Here is a 26,596-nt window from a genome sequence, read left to right as displayed (position 1 = left end):
CGACGGCGGGGGCGTCGCGCTGGCGCCTGGACGGGCCCCTGTCAGGTCAGGGCCACGGCGGCCTCGGGCGGCAGATGCCCGAGCTGCGTACCCTCCGCACGTCCCTCGGCGAGATAGACGACGCTCTCGCCGGCCTCGTCCGCGGACTGCACGACCCGCGCCAGCTGGTGCGCCATCGGGAAGAACGGGTTCATGGCCTGGCGGACGACAGCCTGCCGGTCGCAGGGGGACAGCAGTGCGATGAGATCACCAACGGTCATCTCGCGGGGCAGCACGAACAGCCTCCTCTGGGACCGGCGAGCGAGGGATCGGGCAGAGGGCCGGCCGGGCGCCGCTCTGCCGATGAAGGCGGCCCAGCCGGGGCAGCCCGGACGGCCTCGTCGAGGGTCGGTGCCAGTGCGGCCGGCAGGTCCACGACCTCGCTGACGTAGCGGTGGACCGTGCTCGTCCCGACCCTGTGACCCGCCGCGAGCTGGGCGTACGTGGTTCCGTTCCGTGGATGCGCCAACACCGGCAGGGCTTGACGGCCGGCCGGGAGTCGGCGCCGGCGGCTCTTGATCTGCCCCCTCCACCAGGGGCTCCACTCATCTGTCGAACCAACTGGTCAGCCCGCGAGGCTAGTTGGCAAAGGCTATGGGCTTCCCAGCCGACGTTGTGCGGCCCGTCGAAAGTGCCCAGAATCTGGAACGCCAGCCGGGCTGATGGGTGTCTGAGCCGTTGAGAACCCAGCGGACCCCTACAACGGATTCCACACCCGTAACAGGCACACCCGCGACGGTCGCGGACGCAGCAGACGAGGAAGCATTGAACCGGAAACTATTGACATCTGACGACCCGCAGCGCGTCGGCCCCTACTGGCTGGCCTCACGCCTCGGCGCCGGCGGGCAGGGGGTCGTCTACGAGGCGTACGACAGAGCCGGGGCGCGCTGCGTCGTGAAGATCCTGCGGACGGGGTCCGCGGCCGACGACTTCGCCCGGTCCCGGTTCCGCAAGGAGGCCGCGGCAGCGCGGCGGGTGGACTCCTTCTGCACGGCCCGGGTGCTGGACGCCGACGCGGAAGCGGACCCGCCGTACCTCGTCAGCGAACTCATCAACGGGCATGACCTGGAGGCCGTGGTACGGGACGACGGTCCCGTCGGAGGAGACGCGCTCATCCGCCTGGCCACCGGTATCGCCACGGCGCTGACCGCCATCCACGCGGCGTCCGTGGTGCACCGGGACCTGAAGCCGGCCAATGTGCTCCTCGGTCCGGACGGGCCCCGTGTCATCGATTTCGGTATCGCCCGTACGCAGGACATGTCGCTGACCGAGACCGGCAAGCTGATGGGCACGCCCAGCTACATGGCACCCGAGGTGCTGCGGGGCGGCAGGGCGGACGGGAAGAGCGACGTGTTCGCGTGGGGCGCCGTGGTGCTCTTCGCGGCGACCGGCCGGGCGCCGTTCCTCGGTGAGAACCTCGGCGAGATCGTCTTCCGCATCGCAAGTCTGGAGCCGGACCTGGGCCCGCTGCCGGAGCGGATACGACCTCTCGTGGGCGCCGCGCTGTCCAAGGACCCGGCAGCCAGGCCGACGTCGTCGGAGCTGCTGCTCGGGCTGTTGACCGGGGTGCCGCAGGGCCGAACGGAGCCCCCGGCGGGCAGTCAGGCATCGCGGGGCCGGGAGCAGGCCCAGGCCACCGTGTCCGAGGCCTCGGGACCCCACGGCCCGGACCTCCACGAGCTGGAAACTCAGACCGGGCACTGGCCCCCGACACCGCGGACCCCGGCGACCGCGCTCCCCGCCGCGGAGCTGCTCGCCCGAGGCGCCCGCGCGGCGGCGTACCCGGCAGCCCCCTCGCATGCCGCGGCCCCGGGCGGCGTCGGCGCCGCCACCATGGGCGCGCTGCCCGAGTGGGGTGCCCTGGCCGAGCGCGTCTTCACCGCGCTGGAGCCCGCCGTCCAGGCCACCGCCGAGGAACTGTTCCTCCGGCTTGTCGTGCCCGGCGACGCCCCGGACGGCTCCCAGGACGGCGTGCGCACCGCCTCGTACGCCGAACTCCTCGACGGCCGCCCCGCCCACGAGGAAGCCGCTCTCCAGAGGGCCTTGGACGCCTTCGCCGCCGAAGGCATCCTGATCCGCACCCCCGCCCCCGACGCCACCACCCCTGACAACACCACCCTCCCCCCGACCCCGGCCGGCCCGGACCCGGCCTCCGCCCTCGCCTCGGTCCGCCCGGTCGGCGCGGCACTCCACCGGGCATGGCCCCGCTTGCGGGCACTCACGGCCGAGCACCGCGACGGCCTCCGCGTGCTGCGCAGGACGGGCGACGACGCCCGCGCCTGGGATCTGGCCGGGCGGAGCCCGGACCACCTCCAGCACGGCGGCATCCTGCGCACCGCCCTGGACCAGGCCGCGACCGCCCCGGCCGCACTCCGCCCGAGCCACCTGGAACGGGCGTTCCTGGCGGCCTCCCGTGCCCACGAGTCCCGCAGGAAGCGCCAGCGCAACCGGCTGCGTGTCGGCATCGCCGTACTCCTGGCGCTGGCGTTGACCGCAGGCGGCATCGCCTGGCAGCTCCAGCGGACCAACGCCGAACACCAGGCCCTCGCCACCGCCCGGAACGTGGCGTCGGCCGCCGACGGCATGCGTGCCGACGACCCGGAGACCGCCGCCCTGCTGAGCATCGCCGCATGGCGCATCGCCCCCACAGAGGAGGCACGGGGGGCCCTGTACCAGTCGGCCTGGCAGCAGGAGACCACCGTCTTCCAGGATCCGACGAAGTCACCGCAGGGCGGCACGTCGGCCATGGCCCGCTCGCTGTCCGAGGACGGCCGCGTCCTCGTGACGGAGGTACGCGAGTCGAAGACCTGGGAGTTGCACCGTTTCGACGCGCGTACCGGAAGACCACTTCCCGCGGAGTCCAGGAGCCGGATCGAGTCACTGGCACCTGACGGCCGGTTCGCGACGGAGGGCGATACGGTCCGGGACCTCGACACTGGCAGGTCTGTCGGGAAAGTACCGGGTGTCGGTGTCTACGGTGACCCCGGCGACAGGTTGATCGACGCCCTTGCGTCCGGCGGCAAGCGGGCGCTCACCAGCAGCTTTGACCCCCAGGAGACCGGGTTCGCCGTCATCGACACCCGCACCGGCGACCCGTTGCTCCAGGTCCCCGACGCACAGGACGCGAGCCTCACCCAGGACGGGCGCTACCTCGTGTCCTGCCCCGAGGGGCGGGACCCGGTCCTGTACGACGTCGACTCTGGCGGCTCGCAGCCGCTGCGGGGCATGAAGGACGGTGCCACATGCGGCGACGCGGCCTTGGTGTCCTCCAGCGCGGACAGCGGCAGGCTGGCAGTCTTCACCGGCAGGTACCTGTCCACATGGGACACCTCCACCGGGAAGCTGCTGTCCACCACCTTCGAGTCGCTGGCGGAGGTGGGCCAGGACGACCCGACCCAGCGAACGCTCATGCGCATGAGCCCGGACGGCAGGTTCGTGGCCGTCATGGGAAACGGTTGGATCGACGTCAGCGCGAGCGACGACCTGGCCACCTCACTGCTCCTGCACCCGGAGCAAAGCCACGGGAGCCTGCTGGAGGACGCCAACCAGCCGCTCGCCATCGACTCCGCAGCACGCGCACTGCGCTACCTCGACGGCAATGTGGTGCACACGCTGGACCTGAGCCTGCTGGACCTTCCCCGGCAGGCCACGAACGACGTCGGCCACTACGGCCCGAAAGCCGCAAGTCTCCTGACCTTCAACACCGTGAACAGAGCCTCCCGCATACGGACCTGGGCAGTGCCCGCCGGCACGCACGCCGCGGACCCCCCTGAGCCCCCGGCAAGGGCGACGGTGCCGAGGCAGACGCGGGATTTCCCCACCGCGCTCCACGGACACCAGGGCGCGACCGGCGGGGAGAACACGCGGTCCGCGCTCAGTCCCGACGGCACGACACTGGCCTACTCCGGCCCGGCACGGACCGGAAAGCCGCACCGCCTGGTCCTCCAGGACGCGCACTCCGGAAAGATCCGCCGTTCCGTCACCCTGGCCGGCCCGGTCGCCGCGCTCGCGTTCAGCGAGGACGGTCGGACTCTCGCCGCGAGCAGAAACGCATCCGAGGACCGCGCCGATTGGTCCACCGACATCATCGACACCACAACGGGCCGCATATCCCGCACCCTGACCGACGTCGGCGGATCCGGAACGGCACTCGGCGGATCCGGCGACGACCTGGTCCTCGTCACGACATCGAGCGACAGGGTCGACCTGCGCACGGGCCGAGCAACGCGCAACGCCCTGGGGAACACCGACCTCTACGCCGTCACGTTCAGCCCTGACGGAAAGACCCTGGCCGTCAGCGACCCCAACGGCATCTCCCTCTGGAACGCGGACGCCACCCGACGTCTGGACCGCATGCCCGGCCCCCCGGTCACGCTCCTGCGGTTCTCCCCGGACGGGCACTCACTCGCCGGCGTCGAGCGCTCGGAGAAACTCCGGCTCTGGGACGTACCGTCCCGCCGACCGCTGGGCGCGGCCCTGCCAGGAAGCGGAGACACCCTCCACGACGTGGCCTTCGACGACCAGGGAAACCTCCACCTCGCTGGCCAGAACATCCGCTCGTACGGCATGTCCCTCGACCCGGACACTCTCGCCAACAGGATCTGCACCCGCCTGAACCGCCCGAACAACCTCACCCGAGCGGAATGGCGACAGAACATCCCCGACGCCCCCTATCGGAAGCTCTGCGACTGAGCCCACCTTCACCCCGCCCGGCCGGTCATGCCTCCGAGGCCCCCACCGCTGGCGGGGCCCGCCACTGCGCCACGGCGAACCTGGACGCGACCTACGGCGCGGCGGAGGCCCCGCGAGGCAGCGACGCCGGAAGTGCTCCAGCCGTCGCCCCGGGACACCCACTCGCCGTGGGGGCGGCGGAATCGAGCGCGCGCGGGAGCCCACCACCGGTTCGGTGGTGGGCCGGGGGAAGGAGGGGAGTCACGGTCGGTGCTGGGTCTGGCCGCCGCGCTGGATGGCGGCGGCGGGGGATTTCGCCCATCGTTCGCGAACCGTCCCCCTGGGCGGAGGAGTCCCGTTCGGCCGGGCCCGGGACCCTCGGGCCGGCCGCCTTGCCCATGACAACTCAAGGATGGACGCCAGTGACCGCATCGACCGCTCGTCGTCGACGCCCCGCTCTTTCCCGACTCCTCGTCGCCGCGCCGCTCCTCGCCGCGGGCGCCCTCACCGGCGCGCCCGCGGCACACGCGGGCGCCACGGCGGACGACATCCGCGTCAACGAGGTCGTCACGACCGGTGACGTCAACGACTCGATCGAGCTGTACAACAAGGGCGCCGCCACGATCGACGTCTCGGGCTGGATCCTCAGGGACGACGACAGGAGCCACTCCTACACGATCGCTTCGGGGACCACGCTGGCTCCGGGAGGGTTCCGGGCGTTCGACGTCAGCGGCGCGTTCGGTCTGGGGTCCAAGGACGAGGCCCGTCTCTACCTCGCCGACGGCAAGACCCTGGTCGACCGCTTCGCCTGGAGCAAGCACTCCGATCCGTCCTGGTCGCGCTGTACGAACGGCACGGGAGCCTTCACGACGGTGGCCACGGTCACCCTGGGCCGCGCGAACGCCTGCGGTGGGGGCGGTGACTCGATGACGCCGGTGGCCTGGCCCGGTGGCAGCGGCGTGACGACCGCGGACGGTTCCCACGTGTTCGGCGAGGACCTCAGCGGGCTCTACCAGGAGGACGGCGTGCTGTGGGGCGCGCAGAACAGCGGGAAGCTGTGGCGCCTGGTCCGGGACGGGTCCGGCGGCTGGAAGCCGGACACCGCGGGTGGTTGGTCCACCGGCAAGAGCCTGCGCCTGCCCGGCGGCTCCGGCCGTCCCGACAGCGAGGGCGTCACCCTGACCGGGGCGGGCTCGGCCGGCGGGGCGTTCGTCGCCAGCGAGCGCGACGGCGACGCCTCCGGCACCAGCCGGCTGTCGGTGCTGAGGTACGACGTCCGTGGCTCGGCGTCGTCGCTCACCGCCGTCAGGGAGTGGAACCTCACCTCCGACCTGCCCGCGACCGGCTCCAACGCCGGCTTCGAGGGGATCACCTGGGTCCCGGACGCCGCGCTGACCGGCGCCGGGTTCAAGGACGCCTCGACGGGCGCGGCCTACGACCCGGCCCGCTACGGTACGCACAGCGGCGGCGTGTTCTTCGTCGGCGTCGAGGGCACCGGCATGATCTACGGCTACGTCCTGGCCGACTCCGGCGCGTACACCCGTGTGGCCTCCTTCAGCAGCGGCATGTCCGGTGTGATGGAACTGCAGTGGGAACCGCAGGCTTCGCGTCTGTGGGCGGTGTGCGACGACACCTGCGACGGCCAGCACCGCACCCTGCGGATCGACTCCGGAGGTACGTTCGCCACCATCGCCGTCTACAACCGGCCGAGCGGCATGCCGAACTACAACAACGAGGGATTCTCCCTCGCCGGCGCCGGCGCCGGCGAGTGCGTGGCCGGGCGCAAGCCCGTCTACTGGTCGGACGACGCCAACGACGACGGCCATGCCCTGCGCCGAGGCACCGTCACCTGCTGACCAGGCCCCGCGAGGCACCCTCTCGACGCCGACGCACAGCGGGATCGGCGCACGTTCGATCCGTAGCTCCGTGTGCCCGAACACCTCGAACCGAGGCGGTCGGACGGCGTCGGGCGGCGCCGGCGAGGCGGAGGCCGTGTCGGAGGCCGTCGGCCGAGAGAGCGGTGCCGTCGTCGGCGCGGACCAGGAGCCCGGTGCCGAGCAGGCCCGCGACGGTGACCGTGGTCGCTTGCTCGGGGCCGGTGGAGACGGGTGGGACGCCTGGAACATCGGGGTCGCGTCCTGGTCGCTGAGGACGGCGCGCTGGTGCGGCCGGTCGTGCGCGTCCGTGGGGTGAGGTCATCGCTCGGTGTGGTCGGCGGGGTGCGCCCGGTTCGTCTGCTGGTCGGTGAGGACGTGCAGGCGTGGCCGCGGCATCCGCCGCGGCCTGGTCATGGCTGGTCAGACGGTCGTGTCCGCGAGGAGGGCCCGGAAGGTGCGCGGGGGCCGACCCGTGAGGCGCTGGACGGTGTCGGTGACGCGGTCCTCCGCCCCTTCGGCGATGGCACGGTCCATGCCGGCCAGCATCGCGGCGAACTCCACCGGCATCCGCGTCGCGAGGTGGTCGCGCATCCGCTCGTAGGACAGGCGGCGGTGGACCACGGGCCGACCGGTGACCTCGGTGATGATCGCGGCGATGTCGTCGTGGCTGAGTGCCTCGGGTCCGGTGAGGACGAGATCGGTGTTGGGGGCGTGCTCGTCGGTGAGGGCGCGCGCGGCGACGGCCGCGATGCTCTCGGCGTCGACGAAGCCGACCCGACCGCTCGCGGTGGCGGTCCGGATGACGCCCTCGTCCCGGATGCCGCGCGCGTGCGCGTGCGTGCCGGTGAAGTTCTGCATGAACCACGAGGGCCGCAGTACCGCCCACTGTGCGAAGAGGTCGGGCAGGACCTGGTGCACCGCTCCCACCGCCGGGCCGCCCTCGGGGATGGCCGAGGAGCTCAGCAGCACCGCGCGGCGCACGCCGGCGGTGCGGGCCTGTCGGAGGAAGGGCAGCATGGTCGCCGCGGGGTCGGAGTCGCCCAGGGGCGGTATGAGGTAGACGCGGTCGACGCCGTCGAGGGCGGCCGTGTGGGTGGCGGGGTCGTACCAGTCGAAGGGGACCGGCTCGGCGCCGGCGATCGGGGTGGCCCGGCGGCTGGCGGCTTTGACGCGGTGACCCGCGGCTGTGAGCTGTGCGGCGGTGCGGCTTCCGGTGGTGCCGGTGGCGCCGATGACCAACGTGGTGCCGGTGGTGGTCATCGGCTGCTCCCGGTGAGGTCGGTGTCGGGTCTCTGGGCGGCGAGAGGGTTCCGGTAGTCGCGGGAGGGAGCGGTGCGCCCGTCCCGAACGGTCACCACGGCGTTGTAGGTCGTGCCGAAGGGCGCGCCGCTCTCCACCAGGCGGCCGGCGCCGCGCGTCTCGACCACGATGGTCCGTGGATCGTTGGTCTGGTGGATCCGCGGGTCGCGGAAGTCGTACGGGTCGATGTGGTCGGCGTAGTGGCGCATGTGGGCGGCGAGGGCCTCCTCGCGCCCCGGACGCCGGGGGCCAGCCGTCGGGGGCGAAGGGGAACTCCATGAGACCGTCCTCGGCCCACGGGGCGAGGGAGGTGGCCCTGCCCTTGTCGAGCAGCAGTCGCAGGCTGTGGCGGTGGAGATCCGCCGGCCGGGTCGGTGCGGACATGGGTATCCTCCCGTGACAGAATCCGGACCCTGAGTCCGCTTCGACGATATGGACCACGGGTCCGCTGTGCAAGGGGAAGGAGCGACATGCCCGAACGCCAGTCGTCCCGCAAGGACGCCGTCCGCAACCGGGAGGCCGTGCTCACAGCCGCCGACGCCCTCTTCACTCGCCGCGAGAGCCCCGAGGACATCACCATGGCCGACGTCGCGACAGCGGCCGGCGTCGGCAAGGGCACGCTCTTCCGGGCCTTCGGCGATCGCGCCGGACTGCTCCGCGCGCTGTACGCGGCACGGCTCGAACCGGTCAGGCAGGCCGTCGAGTCCGGCCCACCACCCCTGGGACCCGCGACCCCACCACGGGATCGCGTACCCGCCCTGCTCGACGCCGTCCTGTGCTTCAAGCTCGACAACCGGCGCCTCGCGCTGGCCCTGGAGGAAGGCGGGAGCGGCAGCCCGTACCAGGCGGAGCACTACGCGCGCTGGCACCGCCTGCTCCGATCCGTACTGGAGCAGATCCCCGGCCTGACCGACAGCGACTTCACCGCCCACGCCCTGCTCGCCGCCACACGAGCCGACCTCGTCGAGCACCTGGCCACCGAAGGGCGCGTGCCACGGGAGAGGATGCGGGCACAGTTGGCCGACTTCGCCACCACAGTCCTGGCCTCCGGTCCACCGCGAGGGCTGACCGCCGAGGAGTGATCCGGGAGCGGGCCAGTCCTTGATCGGCGAAGCCTCGCGAGGGAGCGACAACGACGGTGCGGCCGGCCGGCCAGCCGCCCGCCCCACCCCGACGTCACCGAAGCGACGTCAGGCAACCGCTTCCCCCCCTTGGCGGGACGCCGGTAGCGGGGCGGAGGCGGCGACGGTGGTCCGGACGCTCCGCGCGACGGGGGGCGGTCGCGCGGGCCGGTGTCTCCGGCCCGCGCCCGGGTCAGATGCGCGAGTTGCGCACCGACTGCCACACGGCGCCGGCCAGTGCGCGTGTCGCTCGCGGAACGGACAGGTGCTCGTGCTCGCGGTACAGGTTCCAGTTGTACGGGACGAGCGAGAGCTTGTTGGAGGACAGGGAACCGGCCTGGTGGGCCCGGTAGACCGCGAGCGGTTCGGCCAGGCCCCGGGCGACGGCGCCGTCCCGCATGATCGACAGCCACAGGGCGTAGTCCTGTCGCTTGCGCATCTCCGGCATCAGTCTGGTGCCCAGCGCCTTGCGGTCGTACATGGCGGTGAGGGCGCCGATGTGGTCCCGGACCAGCATCGCGCGGTAGTCCGCGTGCGCCCGCGCGTGGACCACCCGCCCGTTCGCGACCCAGTCGGTGCTCTCGCCGTCGTGGTCGGCGTCCATCTTGAAGTACGAGGTGAACGTGAGCGGTGCGTCGCCCTGCGCGGCGAAGGCGAGCTGCTTCTCGGTCTTCTCCGGCAGCCACATGTCGTCGCTGTCGAGGAAGGCGACGTAGTCCCCACGGGCCCGCTGGATCGCCAGGTTACGGGCCCGTCCGGCGCCGCCCCGCTCGGGTGCCGACTCCGGCCGGACGCGCTCGTCCCGCGCGGCGAACTCGCGCAGCAGGTCCATGGAGTCGTCGCTGGACTGGTCGTCGGTGACCAGCAGCTCCAGATCGGTATGGGTCTGGGTGAGCACCGACCGGACCGCCGCACTCAACGTCGCCGCCGAGTTGTACACAGGCATCACGACAGACACCAGGGGCACAGCGCATCTCCTTCTCCGACCGGGAACGACGGTCCATTCAAGCACCGCGATCGGGTAGGGCCGACCACGGCCGCCGGGTGCCGGCCCCGACGGGCTCGTCGCCGGCGCGCGTCGGCATTCGTGGGCCGGGCACGGCGCACCAGACCCGAGGCCGGCGACCGCGAAAGGGGCACACGCCGATCATCACGCCCGCCCGCCCCGCTACCGGGGGCCGGGGCGGACCGCGCGCGTCACAGCCGCGCGGCGAGCAGGGCGGCGATCCGCGCGAGCGGCTCCGGTCGCGTGAAGTCCTCGTGCCGGGCCGGAATGGGGTGGGACGTCAGCCGGCCGCCGACGTAGGGCAGCCAGCGCTGTGGCACCGTGCTGTCCCGGTCCGCGTCGTAGAAGAGCACGACGTCCCCGTCGTACACCTGCGGCCGGTAGCGCTGGGCCTGTGCCATCGCGCTGGTGAAGGACGCGGCGAGCGCCGCGACGTGCGCGGGGCCGAGGCCGGCCAGGGCGCTGCCGTCCCGTCTGAGGACCGCGATGAACTCCGCCGCGTCCGCGACCGGCCCACGCGGTTCGTGGCCCAGTGAGCGCACGATCTCGGTGAGCGCCGTCTGCCGGTCGGGCGGCGCGTACGCGGCGGTGTCGGTGGGGTCCGCCGGGAAGGTGTCGAGGATGGCGACGGCCCCCACCTCGTGGCCCGCCGCGCGCAGTCGGGTGGCGACGGCGTGGGCGAGCAGCCCGCCGAAGGACCAGCCGAGCAGGTGGTACGGGCCCTGGGGGCGCGCCGCGCGGAGGGTCTCCACAAAAGCGTCGGCCATCGCCTCCACGGTCTCGGGCGCCGGGTCACGGCCCGCCAGCCGGGCGTCCTGGAGGGCGTACAGGGGGCGGTCGGGGTCGAGGTGGCGCAGGAGTCCGGCGTACGACCAGCCGATGCCGGCCGCCGGCGACAGACAGAACAGCGGCGCCAGGGAGCCACCGGGTCGCAGCGGGAGGAGGGTGTCGAAGAGGTCCTCCTCCCCCGCGTCGTCCTCCAGGCGCTCGGCCAGCGCGGCCACGGTGGGGGCCTCGAAGACGGTCCGCACGCCCGTGGAGGTGCCGAAGGTCTCGCGTACGCGCAGGGCGAGGGTGACGGCGAGCAGCGAGTGACAGCCCAGGTCGAAGAAGTTGTCGTCCACACCCGGCGCCGTGACGCCGAGCACCTCGGCGACGATCGCGCGCAGCACCTCCTCGCGCGGGGTGGCCGGGCCGCGTCCGGTGGTGCCCGCCGGGCGGCTGGGCGCGGGCAGCGCGGCGCGGTCGAGTTTGCCGTTGGCGGTCAGCGGCAGCGCGTCCAGGACGACGAACGCCGAGGGGACCAGGTGGTCGGGGAGTCGGCGGCGCGCCAGCGAGCGGGCGCTGGCGACCGGGTCGGGCTCGCCGGGGGACGGCACGACGTAGGCGACGAGGCGGGTGTTCCCGTCCTCGTCGGGTCGGGCGAGGACCACGGCCTGGGCCACGGCCGGACACTCGGCCAGCACGGCCGCCGTCTCACCGGGCTCCACCCGCAGGCCACGGATCTTGACCTGGTCGTCGGCGCGCCCGGCGTACTCGATCGCGCCGTCGGGCAGCAGCCGGGCCAGGTCCCCGGTGCGGTACATGCGCGTGCCGGGTGGGCCGTACGGGTCGGCCACGAACCGTTCGGCGGTGAGCGCGGAGCGGCCGGGGTAGCCGTGGGCGAGCTGGGTTCCGGCGATGTAGAGCTCTCCCAGGACGCCCGGGGGGACGGGGGCCAGCCCGGCGTCGAGGACGTACAGGCCCGTGTTCCACAGGGGGGTGCCGATCGGCACGGTGGGGGTGTCGTCGCCCGGTTCGCACCGCCAGTGGCTGACCTCGATGGCGGTCTCCGTGGGGCCGTAGAGGTTGTGCAGGGGGATGGGCAGGCGGGCGTGGAAGCGGTCGCGGAGCTCGGCGGGCAGGGCCTCGCCGCTGCACACGACGGCGCGTAGGGCGGAGGTGGTGGGAAGGGTCGGTTCGGCGAGGAAGGCGCGCAGCATCGAGGGGACGAAGTGGGCGACGGTCACGCCCTCGCGCTCGATCAGACGGGCCAGGTAGAAGGGGTCGCGGTGCCCACCGGGCCGGGCGAGGATCAGGGTTCCGCCGCTGACCAGCGGGGCGAAGAGCTCCCACAGGGAGACGTCGAAGCCGATCGGGGCCTTGTGCAGCACCCGGTCGTGGGCCGTGAGGCCGAACCCGTCCCGCATCCACAGCAGCCGGTTGACCAGGGCGGCGTGCGGCACGGCGACGGCCTTGGGCACACCGGTGGAGCCGGAGGTGTGGATGACGTAGGCGGTGTCCTGGGGGTGTGAGGCGGCGAGCGTGGGGGCGGCGACGGCCGTGGCGCCCTCCGCCGTCAGCTCCCGTACGGTCTCGGCCGTCAGCGTGAGCAGGGCGCCCGCGTCCCGCGTCATGAACGCGGCCCGCTCGGGCGGCAGTTCGCACTCCAGCGGCAGATGGGCGGCGCCGGTGCGGTGCACCGCGCACAGGGCCACGACGAGTTCGGCCGAGCGGGGCACGGCGACCGCCACGACGGTGCCGCGCCCGGCGCCACGGCGGACCAGGGCCGCCGCGAGCCGGTCCGCGCGCGCGAGGAGCTCGCGGTAGCTGAGCCGGGCGTCCTCGGCGACCACGGCGACGGCGTCCGGGGTGCGGGCCGCCCGCTCGGCCAGGAGCTGGTGCAGCGGGGCGAACCCGGCGCCGTGCCGGGCGTCGACCGCGCGGGCCCGCGCCGGGCCCCGGTCCGTGAGCCGGATCCGGTCGACCGGGGTGGCGGGGTCGGCGGCCACGGTGGCCAGCACGCCGGCCAGTTGGGCGAGCGCGCGCTCGGTGGTGGCGGGGTCGAAGAGGTCGTGGGCGGCGGTGAGCGCGAGGCGGGTCTCCTCGCCCTCGCGTTCGAGGACGGTCAGCGTCAGGTCGAACTTGGCCTCGGAGTGGGGCGTGTCGACGCGCTCCACACTGGCGCCGGCCAGGTCCGGCATGCCGCCCCCGGCCCGTTCGTGGGAGAAGAACACCTGGAAGAGCGGGTTGCGGCCGAGGTCGCGTGCCGGCCGCAGGTGGTCGACGAGGAGGTCGTACGGCAGCTCCGCGTGCTCGTACATCTCCAGCGCGGCCCGGCGCACCCGGCGCAGCACGGACGTGAAGTCCGGTCGCCCGGAGAGGTCGACGCGCAGGACGGCGGTGTTGACGAAGAGCCCGACGAGACGCTCGGTGTCCGGCCCGCGACCGGCCGTGGGGGTGCCGATCAGGATGTCGTCCTGGCCGGACCAGCGATGGAGCAGGACGGCGTAGGCGGCGACCAGCAGCATGAACTCCGTGGCCCGCTCCCGCCCGGCCAGTTCCCGCAGCGTGGCGCTGGTCGCGGCCGGCACCGGGAGGGTCCGGGTGTGCCCGGCGAAGCTCGGGCGCGGCGGGCGCGGCCGGTCGGTCGGCAGGTCGATGAGGGCGGGGGCGCCGGCCAGGGTCCGGCGCCAGTAGGCGAGTTCGCGCTCCAGGAGCGCGCCCTGCCAGGTGCGCCGCTGCCAGTGCGCGTAGTCCGCGTAGCGCACCGTCGGCGACGGCGCGGGGATCGGCCGGCCGGCGCGTACGTCTTCGTACAGGTGGGCCAGTTCGTCGACGAGCAGGTCGATGGACCAGCCGTCGGCGACGGCGTGGTGGACGTTCAGGAGGAACAGGTGGTCCTCGGGGGTGGTCGAGACGAGCAGGGCGCGGGCCGGGGGGTCCGCGCGGAGGTCGAAGGGGCGGCCGGCGTCCTCGGCGATCAGGTCTTCGGCGCGGGCCCGCCGTTCGGCGCTGGTGCCGGCGGTCAGCCGCACGGCGCGCCAGGGTGTCGGGCCGTCGACAACGCGTTGCGCGTCGCCGGCGGTCTCGGTGACGACCCGGGAGCGCAGCATCTCGTGCCGCTCCAGCAGCTCGGCGAAGGCCCGGGCCAGGGCGTGCGGGTCGACCGGGCCGCTGAGCCGCAGCGTGGTGGGGAGGCTGTAGACGGGGCGGCCGGCGCAGAGCTGGTCCAGGAAGACCATCCGGCGCTGGGCGTAGGACAGGGGGAACGGGCCGTCGGGCGCGGTCCCCGTGCCGCTGAGCGGCGGCAGCCCGGGGCTGTGGGCGGCTCGCACCCGGTTGAGGAGGTCGACGAGGTCGGCCTTGTGCGCGGCGAGTTCGGTCAGCAGGTCGGGGTCGAGGACGTCCCGGGGCGCGGAGTAGCGCAGCCGTTCGCCGTCGATCCACAGTCGGATGCCGAGGCCCCGCGCCCGGGCCAGCAGCTCCAGGGCGCTCACAGCTCGCCCACCTGGTGGCCTTCGCCGGGGCCGGTGCTGTCGCGGGCCCATATCAGGGTGTCCACGGCCTCGGCCAGGCTCTCCACGGTCGGCGCCTCGAAGAGGGTCGCGACGTCGACCCGGACGCCCAGGCTCCGCTCGATCCCGTAGACGGCCTGGATACCGAGGAGCGAGTGGCCGCCGAGTGCGAAGAAGTCGTCGCGGGCGCCGATGGTCCGCTGGTCGAGCAGATCGGCCCAGATGGCGGCGATGGCCGTCTCGGTGGCGGTGGTGGGCGCCCGGTAGGCCACCGGGTCGTGGGCCGGCGGGCTCGGCAGACCGGCCACGTCCAGCTTGCCGCTGGGGGTCAGTGGCAGCCGGTCCAGCGTGACGAACACGGTCGGCACCAGGAACGCCGGGACGACGGTCCGCAGTCCGGCGCGGAGCGCGGCCGGGTCGGGGGCCGGGTCGGCGACCACGTACGCGCACAGTTCGGCGCCGGCTCCGTCCGGGCGGGCGACCACGGCGGCGGCGGTGACCCCGGGCTGGCGCAGCAGCGCCTGCTCGATCTCGCCGGGTTCGACGCGCACGCCACGGATCTTGACCTGTCGGTCGGTGCGACCGAGCCAGTCGAGTGCGCCGTCGGGAAGCTCGCGGACCAGGTCGCCGGTGCGGTACATCCGCGCGCCCGGTACGAAGGGGTCGGGGAGGAAGTGGCGGGCGGTGAGCTGGGGCCGGCCGAGGTAGCCGCGGGCCACGCCCACGCCGGCGATGTGCAGTTCGCCCGGCAGGCCGGCTGGCACGGGGTGGCCCCCGCCGTCGAGCACGTAGGTGCGCACCCCGGGGATGGGCCGACCGATGGTCGGGCGGGTGGCGCCGCGCGGGACCAGCGCGCGGGTGGCCGAGACGGTCGCCTCGGTGGGGCCGTAGGTGTTGTAGACGCGCTGGACGGTGCCCGTGGCGTACAACGCCTCCACCAGGTCGGCCGGCAGGGCCTCACCGCCGAGGCAGACCGCGCGGACCGAGGGCGGTGGCGCGGTGCGGCGCAGGAGTTCGCGCAGCAGGGAGGGCACGGTCTCCAGCATCGTGACCGGCAGGGCGGGCGCGGTGTCCACGAGGTCGAGCAGGGTGTCCGCGAGGACGACCGCGCCGCCGGTGGTGAGCGCCACGAACAGTTCCGACACCGAGCTGTCGAAGGAGATCGAGCTGGAGGCGTAGGTGACGCGGAACTGTTCGGCGCCGTAGACCGTGGCGCGGGCCTCCACCAGGTTGACCACTCCTCGGTGTTCCACGGCGATGCCCTTGGGCTGGCCGGTGGAGCCCGAGGTGTACACGAGGTAGGCCAGGTCCTCGCCCGCGCCCGTGGCGGCCGGGGGTGTGGGGGGTCGGCCGGCCGCCTCCTCGGCCACCTCCTCGACGCGAAGGAGCGGCCCGGCCCAGCCCTCGAAGGCGGCGGCGTGGCGGTCCTCGGTGACCAGGAGCGAGGTGCCCGAGTCCGCGAGCATGAAGCGGGAGCGCTCCAGCGGGTAGTGCGGGTCGATCGCCAGGTAGGCGGCGCCCGTCTTGAGCACGGCCAGCAGCGTGACGACCAGCCGTGGCCGGCGTTCCAGGGCCACGCCCACCACGCTGCCGACTCCGATGTCCCGGGCGCGCAGGACATGGGCGAGGCGGTTGGCCTCGGCGTCGAGTTCGGCGTAGCTGAGGCGTTCCTGGCCCCGGGCGAGGGCGACGGCCTCGGGGGTGCGGCGTGCCTGCCGTTCCACGAGCGCGTGCAGGGTGGGGCGGGCGATGTGCTCCAGCGCGCGGTCGGCGGTCCAGCGCTCCAGGAGCGCGGCGCGGTCCTCGGCCGCCAGCAGGGCGACGGTGTCGATCGGGGCGTCGGGATCGGCGACCACGGCGGCGAGGAGGTGCCGGTAGGCGTCGAGCAGCGCCGTGATGGTGCTGTCCTGGAAGAGGTCGGTCGGGAAGCCCAGCTTGGCCTGGGTAGCGCCCTCGTCCGACTCGGCCACGGCCAGGCTGAGGTCGAACCGGGCCGAGATGCGGGTGTCCACCTCGATGCGCGTGGCGGGCGTCGCGCCGAGGCCGGCGAGGGTGGCCTGGCCGTGTTCGTAGGCGAAGAAGGACTGGAAGAGCGGGTTGCGGCTGGGGTCGCGCGGCGGTCGCAGGTGCTCGACCAGGAGGTCGTGGGGCAGGTCGGCGTGGGCGTAGACGTCGAGCGCGGCGGCCCGCACGCGGCGCACGAGTTCGGCGAACGACGGGTTGCCGGCGAGGTCGACCCGGATGACGGTCGTGTTGACGAAGAGCCCGATGAGGTCGTCGGTGGTGGAGTCCCGGCCGGCGACCGGGGTGCCGATCAGGATGTCGTCCTGGCCGGAGAAGCGGTACAGCAGCACGGCGTACGCGGCGAGCAGGGTCATGAACAGCGAGGCCCGCTCGCGCCCGGCCAGCTCGCGCAGCCCCCGCATCACCTCGGCGGGTACGGGCCGGCGCAGCAGCCCGCCGACGAGTCCCTGGCGGACGGGTCGGGCCGTGTCCGTGGGGAGGTCGAGGCTGCCGGGGGCGCCGGCCAGGGTGGTGCGCCAGAAGTCGAGTTCGCGCTCCAGCTCTTCGCCGGTGGTGGCCGCACGCTGGTGGGCGATGTACTGCGCGTAGCGGCCCTTCGGCTCGGGCAGGCCGGCCGGCGCTCCGCCGCTGAACTCCGCGTAGAAGGCGCTCAGTTCGCGAAAGAGGATGGCCAGCGACAGGCCGTCGGCCACGATGTGGTGCGCGGTGACCGTCAGCACGTGGTCGCCGGGCGCGAGCACGAACAGGCGGCAGCGGATGAGCGGGTCGACCGCGAGGTCGAACGCGCGCCCGGCCTCCTCCTCGGCCAGGCGGTGGGCCGTGGCGTCGGCGGACTCGCCGGCGGGGACCTCGGGTGTGACGACGTCGAGGCTCACCGGGGTGGCGGACTCCAGGCGCACCGGCGCGCCGCCCGGGTGCGGGAAGCGTGAGCGCAGTACGTCGTGGCGCTCCACCACCCGGCGCAGCGCCGCCTGGAGGGCCACCGGGTCCACGGGCCCGGTGAGCCGGAACGCCTCGGGCAGGTTGAAGGCGGGGCTGCCCGGCGCCGTCTGCTGGAGGAACCAGACCCGGCGCTGCGCGAAGGACAGTTCCAGCTTCCGCGCGGTCGCCGGGTCTCTGCGCAGCTGGGCGAAGAGGGCGCGCGCCTGCGCCTCGGGAAGGGCGGCGACGTTCTCGTACACACCGTCGTTCATCATCACTTCCTCATGGGAGGGCTACTGGACGCTGCGAATGCGGCGGACGGCCAGCAGGCTGATCATCAGGACCGCGGCGACGGCCTGGCCCACCCCGATGAGCACCCCGGCGTCGGCCAGGGGCGCCATGACCCCGGCGAGCGCGAAGCCGAGGGGGAGCATGCCGGTGGAGCCGAAGGTGTCGACGCTGAACACCCGCGAGAGCTTGTCCGCGGGAACCAGCTCCATGAGCAGCGTCTCCCACAACACGATGCCGAAGCCGGTGAGGAGACCACGCAGGAAGAACAGCGCGGTGGCCAGCGGCACCCAGGGCGAGAGCACGAGCACGGCGCAGGTCACGTGGCTGGCGGTCCAGGCGCCGTAGACGACGATCGCGCGCCTGCGGGTGGGGTTGATCCGGGCGCACAGCAGGGCGCCGGAGGCCATGCCGAGGCCGATGGCGGTCTCGAAGGCGGCGAGGGTGAGCGCCCCGCCGCCGAAGGTCTCCCTGACGAGTTTGGGCAGCAGGGTCTGGGTCGGGGCGTCGGCGAGCATCATCGCCACGGCCGCCACCGGGATGGAGATCGCGAGGATCGGCATCGACCGGACGTACGCCGAACCCTCGGCGATCTGCCGGAAGGTGTTCCTCGCTCCCCCGCCGGTGGGCCGCTCCTGTCGGCTCGGGCGGGTGCGGGAGACCAGGAGGGCGGCGAGGAAGAACGTGGCCGCGTTGAGCCCGAAAACCGCGGTGGGGCCGAGCGCGGCGTACAGCGCGCCGCCCAGGGCGGGGCCGGCCACTCCGCGCGAGGAGCGGACGAAGCCGATGAGCGCGTTCGCCGACGGGTAGAGCGGCTTGTCCACGAGCGAGGGCACGATGCCCATGAAGGCGGGGTTGAACACCGAGTCGAACATGCCGACGAGCGCGGCGATCACGATCAGCAGCGCGACCGACCGCACGCCCTGCCAGGTGGCCAGCGTCAGCATCAGCACCGCGACGCCACGGACCAGGTCGGAGGCGAGCATGAGGGCGCGCCGGTCGTACCGGTCGGCGAGGGCCCCGCCCACCAGGAGGACCAGCAGCTTCGAGGTCGTGATGACGCCGAGCACCGCGGCCACCGCGCCGGCCGAGTCGGTCATCCGGAACGTGAACCACGCCAGCACGGTCAGATACGCGCCGTCGCCGACCACCGAGAGGGCCTGACCCAGGAAGATCAGGCGGAAGTCGCGGTGTCTCAGGGCCTCCAGGGTCTTGGGCTTGCGCTCCGGCGCGGGGTCGGTCGACAGGTCAGTCACTTGCTCGGACACGTCGTTCCTCGTCGTCTATCGGTGGGTCATGGCGCGCGTCAGCAGCTCCGCCGTGGCGCGGGGCTGGTCGACGTGGACCGAGTGGCCCGCCGCGGGGACGAGCCGGCAGCCGCCCCGGGGGGCCGCGGCCACGACGCGGCGGGCGTCCTCGGCCGGGAGCAGGGCCGAGTACGCGCCACGGAGCAGCAGGAGTTCCGCCGGGAGCGTACGCAGCGCGCTCCGCACGGCCGCGGCCCGGTCGGGGTCGGTGGCGGCCCGTTGGGGGCCGGCCGCGTCGGGCGGGTCGGCACCGGAGGGGTGGGCGGCGATGGTCCGCAGGGTCTCCTCGGCCGCGAAGGGGTACCGCGCGCGCAGCCGTTCCAGCGGCGTCCCCGGCCACGGGCCGGGGTCCGCCGTGGCGGGCCCCGGTCGTGGTGGTGGCGGCGCGGCCAGGCCCAGTTGGTGGGCGAGCGGGTCGACCAGGACGAGCACCGAGACGGTGGCGACCTCGTGCGCGAGGAGCACCCCGACGGCGGCGCCCGCCGAGTGCGCCACGATCGCCGGGACCTCGGCCCGGCGCGCGGCCACCGCCAGGCGCCGGACCACCTCCCGGAGCCGCTCGGCCGAGCCAGCGGCGGCCTGGCAGGAGTCGGCGAGGGCGGCCAGGTCGGGGCAGAGCAGGGTGATCCCCTCGGCGGCCGTCCGGCGGGCCACCGGTGCCCAGTGGGCGGCGCCCTGGCCCCAGCCGTGCAGGACCAGCAGCCGCCCGCGCGTGGGCCCCGACCAGCCGGAAAGGACGGCGGGCAGGTCCGCGGCCCGCTCCCGCGTGGTGTCGGGCGAAGGTGTCATGGCGTCGGGTGCCGGTGCGAGGTGAGGGTCACCGCGTTCTTCCGGCTCTCCCGCGCCTCGACCGCCGTGACCCAGACCCGGCCCCCGGTGCTCTCCTGGATGATCCGGTCGGCGGTGGCGAGCACCCAGGCCGCCGCGCCCTCCATGCCGGTGTTCGCCATGATCCGCAGGTCGACGACGCCCTGGGCGGCGAGCTGTTCGAACAGCGCGCGCTGCGGGTCGTCCTCGGCGACGAGCGTGGTGTGGTCGAACTGCTCCTGTAACGCGGCCCGTACGCTCTTGAGCTCGCCGAAGTCGACGACGAACCCGGTGTCCGGCTCCAGCCGCGCGCAGCCGAACTCGACGACGAACGACCGCTCGTAGCCGTGGAGAAAGGCACACTTGCCCGCGTGGGCCCACGAGCGGTGACAGCACGGGAGGTCGTCGAAGAGCTTGCGCACGCTGAAGGCCGTCGGCCGGTGGGCGGACAGGAGGCGGACCTCCGGTGATTCCGTCACCCTCGCCTCGGCCGTCTCGGTCGTCCCGGTCACGTGTTTCCTCCCAGTTCCACGGGCACCCGGCCGCCTAGCCGACGGAGTTCCTCGGCCATCGCCTGTACCGTCGGTTTGTCGAACATCGTGATGACGGACATCACCACGCCAAAGGTCTGCCCGAGCCGGTGCGCCAGGGTGACGCCGAGCAGGGAGTCCCCGCCCAGGTCGAAGAAGTTGCTGGCGCCGGTGAGTTCGGTGACGCCCAGTACCTCGCGCCAGACCCGGGCGACCACCGTCGTCACCTCGTCGGCGAGTTCGGGGTCCCCGGGTGCGGCCGGTGCCGGGGCGGTCGGCCCCGGCGCGCCGAGCGGGCGGCCCACCCACTGGTCGTGGCGGGCCACGAAGTCGGCGGTGGAGATGAGGACCTGGGCCGGTTCGGCGAGGTCCATCAGGCGCGCGTAGATCTCGGCGCCCTCGCTCGGCCGTACGGCGATCTCCGCGACGACGCCGAAGTCGGGCGAGGCGAACGAGGGCGCGACCACCGACTGCCGCTGGTCGTCGTCGCTCCGCTCCCGGAAGATCCAGCCGTCCCAGTTGACGCTCATCCAGGGGATGTCGTCGCTGCGGTGCCGCTCGGCGAACGCGTCCATGTAGGCGTTGCCCGCCGTGTACGCGTAGAAGCCGAGGCCGCCGAGCTGCGCGGAGAGGGAGGACTGCATCAGGACGAAGTCCAGCTTCCGGCCGCGTAGGCACTCCGCGAGCACGAGCGTGCCGTCCACCTTGGGCCGCAGCCGTCGCACGCAGTCCTCGGCGGTGGTGTCCTCCAGCCCCCGGAACGCGCGCTGCGCCTCGAACACCCCGGCCGCGTGGACGACGCCGTCCAGGGCGCCGAAGCGCTCGTCGATGCGCGCGAACAGCCGCGAGGTCTGCTCGTGGGACGCGGCGTCGCAGCGCACGGCGAGGATCTCGCCGCCGAGTTCGACGAGCTTGCGCAGCCGTACCACCCGCTCGGCCAGTGCCGCGTCCTCGGGGAGTTCGCGGGTGGGGTCCTCCCACAGCTCGGCGTCGGGCACGGACTCCAGCGCGGTCAGGACCAACCGGGCGCGACAGGTGGTGACCAGGTACTCGGCCAGGGTCATGCCGATACCGCCGAGGCCCCCGGTGATCAGGTAGACGCCTCGCTCCCGCAGGCGTGCCGGGCGCCGGTCGCCGGTCGGCCGGGGCAGCTCGCCCCGCTCGTAGGCGCGGCTCCAGCGCTGACCGCCGCCGAACGTCACCGCCCGGTCCAGGGGTTCGGCGCGCAGTTCGCCCAGGATCTCGGTCGCCAGGTCCCGCGAGGCGAGTCCGGTCACGTCGATGGTGCGGGCGGTGGTGAACGGGAGGTCCTGCGGCATCACCAGGGCCGGGCCCAGCAGCAGCGACCGCTCGGGCGCGATGTCCTCGGGCCGGGTGCCCAGCGGGTGGACGCCCTTGGCGACGAGGTCGACCTGGACGGGCTCGGACCCCTGGCGGACGGCGATCTCCTGGATGGCGTACAGCAGGGTGTAGAAGCCCTTGGCCAGCTCGGTGTTCATGGCGTCCAGCCGGGTGTCGAGGCGGTCGCCGTGGTCGACGTCGTCGAGGCACCACAGGTGGACGATCCGCCTGATGGGCCGCTCGTCCAGGCCGAGTTCCGCGATGTACGCCTTGGTCGCCCGCTCGTCACCGGGCACGACGCGCGGACCCGCGCCGGTCGGCGGCGCCGCGTCCGTGGCCATGCGGACGGCCGCGACCTCCACGCCCCGCTCCTCCAGTCCGGCGATCACCCGGGCGTCGTGCTCGCCGTCGCCGGCGAAGACCAGCCAGCGCTCCCCCCTGGGGTCGGTGCGGGCGGGGACGCGGCGGCGCAGCTTCCAGCTCGGGTAGTACGCCCAGGTCTCCAGGGACGGTTCGCGCCGGATCGTCCGCCGGACCGCCTGACTCCCGCCGGCCTCCTGACGGGGCGCGGGGTCCTTGAGGTGGCGGCGACGCTCGAAGGCGCGCGGCGGCAGCGCGGTGAAGGCCCGCTCCCCCGGGCCGGGGGTGCTCAGGTCAACGGAGTGGCCCCGGGCCCACAGGGACGCCAGGGCCAGCAGATAGCTCTCGCGCAGGGCGCGGCCGGGCCGGAACAGCGTCAGCGCGGCTGCCCGCACCTCCTCGCCCGCTCCCGCGCCCACGGCCCGCGCCAGCGAGCCGTCGCCGCTGAGGTCCACCACCGTGCACCCCGATATCTGGCTGATCGCGCCGGCGACCCGACCGACCTGCGAGAAGTCGACGGGCCCGCTCAGGTGCGCCGACCAGTAGGCGGGCCCCTGCGGGAGTCCGCCGCCGGCGGTGAGGAGCAGGGCGTCCGAGGGGGTCCAGGGGTAGCGGGCGGCGCGGGCCCGGAGTTCCGCGGCCGGCCCGGCGAGCAGGTCGCTGTGGTAGGGCACGTCCAGGCCCAGCGCCCGGTGGCCGATCCCGGCGTCGCTGAGCTGGTCGAGCAGTTCGGGCAGCTCCGCTGCGGTCACCGAGAGGACCTGTCGGCGGTCCGAGACGGTGATCGCGGGTTCCCGCCCGGGCAGCAGTTCGGCGAGTTCCTGGCGGGTCGCGTCCAGGACGACCATGTCGCCGGCGGGGGCCGCGTCCAGGAGTCGGCCGCGCTCCAGGACGAGGGCGATCACATCCGCCGGGTCCATCGCCCCGGCGACGGCGGCGGCCGGGTACTCGCCCAGCGAGTAGCCGCAGACGAAGTCGGGGACCAGGCCACGGGCGCGCAGTTGGTCGGCGAGCGCCAGCTGGGTGCCCGCCAGCAGGGCGTGCCCGGCGCCCCGGCCGAGCAGCCCCGCCGTACCGGCGAGGACGTCCGCGAGGCTGGGCGTGTCGGGCTCCAGCCGCCGCACCCGCGCCCACAGCCCGTCCAGGGAGTCGGTGAAGACCTCCTCCCAGCCGTGCAGGGCGCGCGGCGTGGCCAGCGCGTCACCGCCCTGACCGCCCAGCACGAGCAGGACCTTGCCGTGCTCCGTGGTGGCCCAGCCCTCGGCCACGCCGCGCGTGGGCCCGCGCAGCCCCTCGATGAGGGCCGCGCGGTCGGTGCCCACGACGGCGTACCGGTAGGGGCGGTCGTCCCGGCCCCGGTCCAGGGTGTGCGCGACGTCCCGTACCGACAGGGCGGGGTGGGCCGTCAGGTGGTCGGCCAGGCCGCGCGCGGTGGCCAGGGCGGATTCCGGTCCGCCGGACGAGACCTTGAGGACGACCGGGCTCTTTCCGGCGGTGGCCTGGCTCGGGGCGGGCGTGGCCGGGTCCGGGCCGCTCAGCACGGCGTGCGCGTTGGTGCCGCCGAAGCCGAAGGAGCTGACACCGACCGCGACCACCGCCGTCGGGTCACCGCCCCGGGTACGGAGCGGGCCGGGCTCACCGGTCACGACCGCCGGGTCCAGTGGCCGGTCGACGTTGGCGGCCGGCGGGACCTGTCCCCGACGGGCCGCCTCGCACGCCTTGACGAAGCTCACGACGCCCGCGCCGACCCGCAGATGGCCGATGTTGGCCTTGACCGAGCCGAGCGGGGGCAGCCCGGTCTCGCCGAACACCTCACGCAGGGCGTTGAGTTCGGTGGAGTCTCCGAGCAGGGTGCCGGTGCCGTGGCACTCCACGTATCCGACCTGCTCGGGGGCGACGTCGGCGGCGTCGAGGGCCTGCCGGACCACGTCGCGCTGGCGGGAGCCGCGCGGCGCGGTGAACGACGCCTTCTCGGCCCCGTCGTTGTTGATCGCCGAGCCGCGCAGCAGGGCCCGGACGGGCCAGCCCCGCTCACGGGCGACCTCGGGCAGGGCCAGCAGCACCACGCCGCCACCGGAGCCGAAGACCGTTCCCGTCGCCTCCTGGTCGAAGGGTCGGCACACACCGTCCCGGGCCAGGATGCCCCCGTCCTGGTAGAGGTAGCTCATGGGCTGCGGGAACTCGATGTCCATGCCGCCCGCCAGCGCCAGGTCGCACTCGCCGCCCAGGATCGCCTGGGCCGCCGAGTGGATGGCCACCAGCGAGGACGAGCAGGCCGAGCCGACGGAGAGCGCGGGGCCGGTCAGGCCCAGCTTGTAGGCGATGCGCGTCGCGGCGTAGTGTCCGTCGCCGCCGATCAGGGTGGTCAGGTTCTCCTGGCCGCCGGTGGGCCGTGACCAGGTGTTGAGCAGGTAGCTGCTCAAGCCCACCGAGACGTAGACCCCGACCTCGTACGGGAGCCCCGCCAGCCGGACCGCGCCGTCCTCCAGCGCCTCCACCGCGCACTCCAGCAGGAGCCGCTGCTGCGGGTCGATCTCGGCGGCCTCGCGGGGCGCGTAGCCGAAGAACTCGTCGTCGAAGAGGTCGAAGTCCTCCAGCAGCCCGTAGGCGTGCACCCGGCCGCCCGGGGTCGCGCCGATGTTGGTCGCGGCCCGCGTGACCACGTCGCGGCGCCGCGCCACCAGGTCCCAAAGCTCCTCCACCCGACGGGTACCGGGCGTGCGACACGCGTACCCGACGACCGCCACTGTGTGCTCACTCACGCGTGCTCCTCATTTCGCCGCTGTCCGAGCCGAGCCGACCGCCGTCGGGCGCCGTGGTCGGCGCGGGTGGCGCGCGGGGACTGTTCGGGGAGGTCCTCGCTCTCCGAGCGGCCGGCCAGCGCCGCGATCTGGAGGTCGATCCGTGGATGGTCAAGAAGGAAGGTCACGGGGATGTCGCGGCCCAGGGCCCGCGTCAGCGCGCGGGCCACCGCCGTCAGTCCGAGGGAGTCCACGCCCAGGTCGAGGACCGGGGTGTCCGTCGCCACGCCGGCGCCCAGCGCCGTGGACCACACGCCGAGGACGGTCCGCCGCAGGTCACCGGCGACCACCTCCGGGTCCGCCTGCCGGGCGGCCAACTCCCGGGCCAGCGTGCGGAGGTCGGTCTTTCCGCTGGGCAGCCGGGGGAACCGGTCGACGAGGGTGAGGCGTACGGCGACCCGGAACGGCAACTGCCCCACGATCCGGGCCCGCAACCGTGCCTCCTGTCCCGGGCCGGCCGCCCCGGGCCGCACGATGACGTGCACGCAGTCGTACACGGGCTCGCCGTCCACCACCAGCCGGTCCGGCAGGGCGGCGACCTCCTCGGCGCCGGGGACCTCGGCCGCCCACCGCTCCACCGCGTCCAGGCTCAGCCATCGGCCGGCGATCTTGACGCTCCGGTCCGACCGGCCGAGTACGTACAGACCCCGCGCGGACCAGCGTCCCAGGTCGCCCGTCGCGTACTCACGGCCGCCGTCCTCGGGCGCGGTACGAAAGCGCGCGGCGGTCTGCTCGTCGCTGAGGTAGCGGGCGGCGACGGTGGGCCCGGCGACGTGGATCTCGCCGGAGACCTCCGTGTCCCTCTCCGGCACGATCCGGCCGCGCGCGTCCCGCAGGCGCACGCGCACCCCGGGCAGCACCGACCCCACCCATCCCTCCCGTGCCTCCGCGAGGTCGTCCCGGCCGACGGTCGCCACCGTGACCTGGCCCGACGTCTCCGTCGCCGCGTAGGTGTTGACGAGGGTCACCTGGTCGCCGCCGGGCAGGGCGAACACCTCCTCCAGCGGCGCCTTGTGCAGGGGTTCGCCGCTGAGCAGCAGATGGGAGGGGAGGCGGGTGCCCGGTCGGGCGCGCACCCGGTCGGTCAGCAGGGCGAGTTCGGAGGGGGTCAGGCACAGCACGTGCGGGCGCGTGGGGTCGTTCGCGGCCGTGTCGAGCAGCAGGTCCAGGGTCCGCTGTCCGTCGTGTCCGTCACGCGACACCACGGCGAGTTCGCCGCCGAACACCGCGCAGCCCAGGATCTCGCAGATGGCGTACCCGAAGGTGAGCGGGTGGGAGTGGGTCCAGCGGGCGCCGACGGGCAGCACCGTGTCCAACCGTCCGCGCAGGGCGGCGAAGACCGCGCGCAGCCCACCGCGCGTCACCATCGGCTCCTTGGGTTCGCCCGAGGTGCCCGAGGTCGCGATGACGTAGGCGGGGGTGTCGTCGGGGAGCGGGGCGGCGGATCGCCGTGCCACGTAGGCGCGGGTCCGCTCCGCCGAGGCGCGGTCCAGCGTGAGCGCGGGGACGCCCAGGGCGTCGGCGGTCGCCTGGTGTGCGGCGCCGGTCACCGGGAGGACCCCGGCGAGCAGGGCCCGTACCCGTGGGGACACGGCCTCCGGGTCCCCGAGGGGAAAGAACGCCGTCCCCGAGGCGAGCGCCGAGAGAACGGCGACGACCGAGTCCACCGTGTTCCGGGCCGGTATGCCCACCAGCGTGCCGGGCGAAAGGTTTCGGTCGGCGAGCGACGCCGCACCGACCATCACCTCTTCGGCCAACTCCCGATGGGTCAGACTCCGCGTTCCGTCGCTGACCGCTGTTCCCTCGCCGGGCCACCGGTCACCGGGCAGAACGCCGTCGAGACATAACGCGAACACGTCAGGTGGTACAGCGTCCGGGAATATCTCAGACACGGACCGCTCCTTCGCTCGCGTCCTTTCCCGTACG

Annotated in this window: 13 protein-coding genes and 2 pseudogenes; 3 read left to right on the top strand and 12 right to left on the bottom strand. The window is 73.9% G+C overall.

Annotated features, from left to right (window positions below):
- Window positions 1–41: 41 nt before the first annotated feature.
- Both ACFVFR_RS09810 and ACFVFR_RS09805 read right to left on the bottom strand, forming a co-directional pair.
- Window positions 42–275 carry a hypothetical protein gene (locus ACFVFR_RS09810; protein WP_383699307.1) on the bottom strand — a complete coding sequence of 78 codons (234 nt, stop codon included), beginning with the start codon at window positions 273–275 and terminating at the stop codon, window positions 42–44.
- An 86-nt stretch (window positions 276–361) separates the two neighbouring features.
- A pseudogene (locus ACFVFR_RS09805) lies at window positions 362–550 on the bottom strand (transposase family protein); the annotation flags it as partial.
- 254 nt (window positions 551–804) lie between these two features.
- Between ACFVFR_RS09805 and ACFVFR_RS09800 the strand changes: the two are divergent.
- On the top strand, window positions 805–4,731 hold the full coding sequence (locus ACFVFR_RS09800; RefSeq protein WP_383699305.1) for a protein kinase: 3,927 nt from the start codon (window positions 805–807) through the stop codon (window positions 4,729–4,731).
- A gap of 401 nt (window positions 4,732–5,132) precedes the next feature.
- Window positions 5,133–6,566, top strand: a complete 1,434-nt coding sequence (locus ACFVFR_RS09795) for a lamin tail domain-containing protein (RefSeq protein ID WP_383699303.1) — start codon at window positions 5,133–5,135, stop codon at window positions 6,564–6,566.
- 441 nt (window positions 6,567–7,007) lie between these two features.
- Here ACFVFR_RS09795 and ACFVFR_RS09790 read toward each other — a convergent pair whose 3' ends face one another.
- Both ACFVFR_RS09790 and ACFVFR_RS09785 read right to left on the bottom strand, forming a co-directional pair.
- Window positions 7,008–7,847, bottom strand: coding sequence for an NAD(P)H-binding protein (locus ACFVFR_RS09790; protein WP_383699301.1), 840 nt, complete (start codon window positions 7,845–7,847; stop codon window positions 7,008–7,010).
- Window positions 7,844–8,270 (bottom strand): annotated as a pseudogene (locus tag ACFVFR_RS09785) (nuclear transport factor 2 family protein). Before ACFVFR_RS09785 ends, ACFVFR_RS09790 begins: the two are co-directional and overlap by 4 nt.
- 86 nt (window positions 8,271–8,356) lie before the next feature.
- Between ACFVFR_RS09785 and ACFVFR_RS09780 the strand changes: the two are divergent.
- On the top strand, window positions 8,357–8,968 hold the full coding sequence (locus ACFVFR_RS09780) for a TetR/AcrR family transcriptional regulator (protein ID WP_383699299.1): 612 nt from the start codon (window positions 8,357–8,359) through the stop codon (window positions 8,966–8,968).
- A 232-nt stretch (window positions 8,969–9,200) separates the two neighbouring features.
- Here the strand turns inward: ACFVFR_RS09780 and ACFVFR_RS09775 are convergent, their stop codons facing one another.
- From ACFVFR_RS09775 to ACFVFR_RS09740, 8 genes are all read right to left on the bottom strand, one after another.
- The gene (locus ACFVFR_RS09775) at window positions 9,201–9,974 is read right to left on the bottom strand and encodes a glycosyltransferase family 2 protein (RefSeq protein WP_383699297.1); all 774 of its coding nucleotides are present in this window, start codon (window positions 9,972–9,974) and stop codon (window positions 9,201–9,203) included.
- Window positions 9,975–10,204: 230 nt separating this feature from the next.
- Window positions 10,205–14,272, bottom strand: a complete 4,068-nt coding sequence (locus ACFVFR_RS09770; RefSeq protein ID WP_383699295.1) for an amino acid adenylation domain-containing protein — start codon at window positions 14,270–14,272, stop codon at window positions 10,205–10,207.
- Window positions 14,269–17,508, bottom strand: a complete 3,240-nt coding sequence (locus ACFVFR_RS09765; protein WP_383699293.1) for an amino acid adenylation domain-containing protein — start codon at window positions 17,506–17,508, stop codon at window positions 14,269–14,271. The genes ACFVFR_RS09770 and ACFVFR_RS09765 overlap by 4 nt, the downstream gene beginning before the upstream one ends.
- Window positions 17,509–17,529: 21 nt before the next feature.
- Entirely contained in the window at window positions 17,530–18,792 is a 1,263-nt protein-coding gene (locus ACFVFR_RS09760) for an MFS transporter (protein ID WP_383699291.1), read from the bottom strand.
- A 15-nt stretch (window positions 18,793–18,807) separates the two neighbouring features.
- On the bottom strand, window positions 18,808–19,620 hold the full coding sequence (locus ACFVFR_RS09755) for an alpha/beta fold hydrolase (protein WP_383699289.1): 813 nt from the start codon (window positions 19,618–19,620) through the stop codon (window positions 18,808–18,810).
- The gene (locus tag ACFVFR_RS09750; RefSeq protein ID WP_383699287.1) at window positions 19,617–20,150 is read right to left on the bottom strand and encodes a 6-pyruvoyl tetrahydropterin synthase family protein; all 534 of its coding nucleotides are present in this window, start codon (window positions 20,148–20,150) and stop codon (window positions 19,617–19,619) included. Before ACFVFR_RS09750 ends, ACFVFR_RS09755 begins: the two co-directional genes overlap by 4 nt.
- Complete coding sequence (locus ACFVFR_RS09745; protein WP_383699285.1) at window positions 20,147–24,631, bottom strand: SDR family NAD(P)-dependent oxidoreductase; 4,485 nt, start codon at window positions 24,629–24,631, stop codon at window positions 20,147–20,149. Before ACFVFR_RS09745 ends, ACFVFR_RS09750 begins: the two co-directional genes overlap by 4 nt.
- A complete protein-coding gene (locus ACFVFR_RS09740; RefSeq protein ID WP_383699283.1) occupies window positions 24,628–26,562 on the bottom strand; it encodes a non-ribosomal peptide synthetase in 1,935 nt (644 codons plus the stop codon). Before ACFVFR_RS09740 ends, ACFVFR_RS09745 begins: the two co-directional genes overlap by 4 nt.
- Window positions 26,563–26,596: the final 34 nt, after the last annotated feature.

It is taken from the genome of Streptomyces sp. NPDC057702 (genome assembly GCF_042799315.1).
In the GTDB taxonomy this organism is placed as follows: Bacteria; Actinomycetota; Actinomycetes; order Streptomycetales; family Streptomycetaceae; genus Streptomyces.
This window is presented reverse-complemented; position numbering and strand designations above follow the sequence as displayed.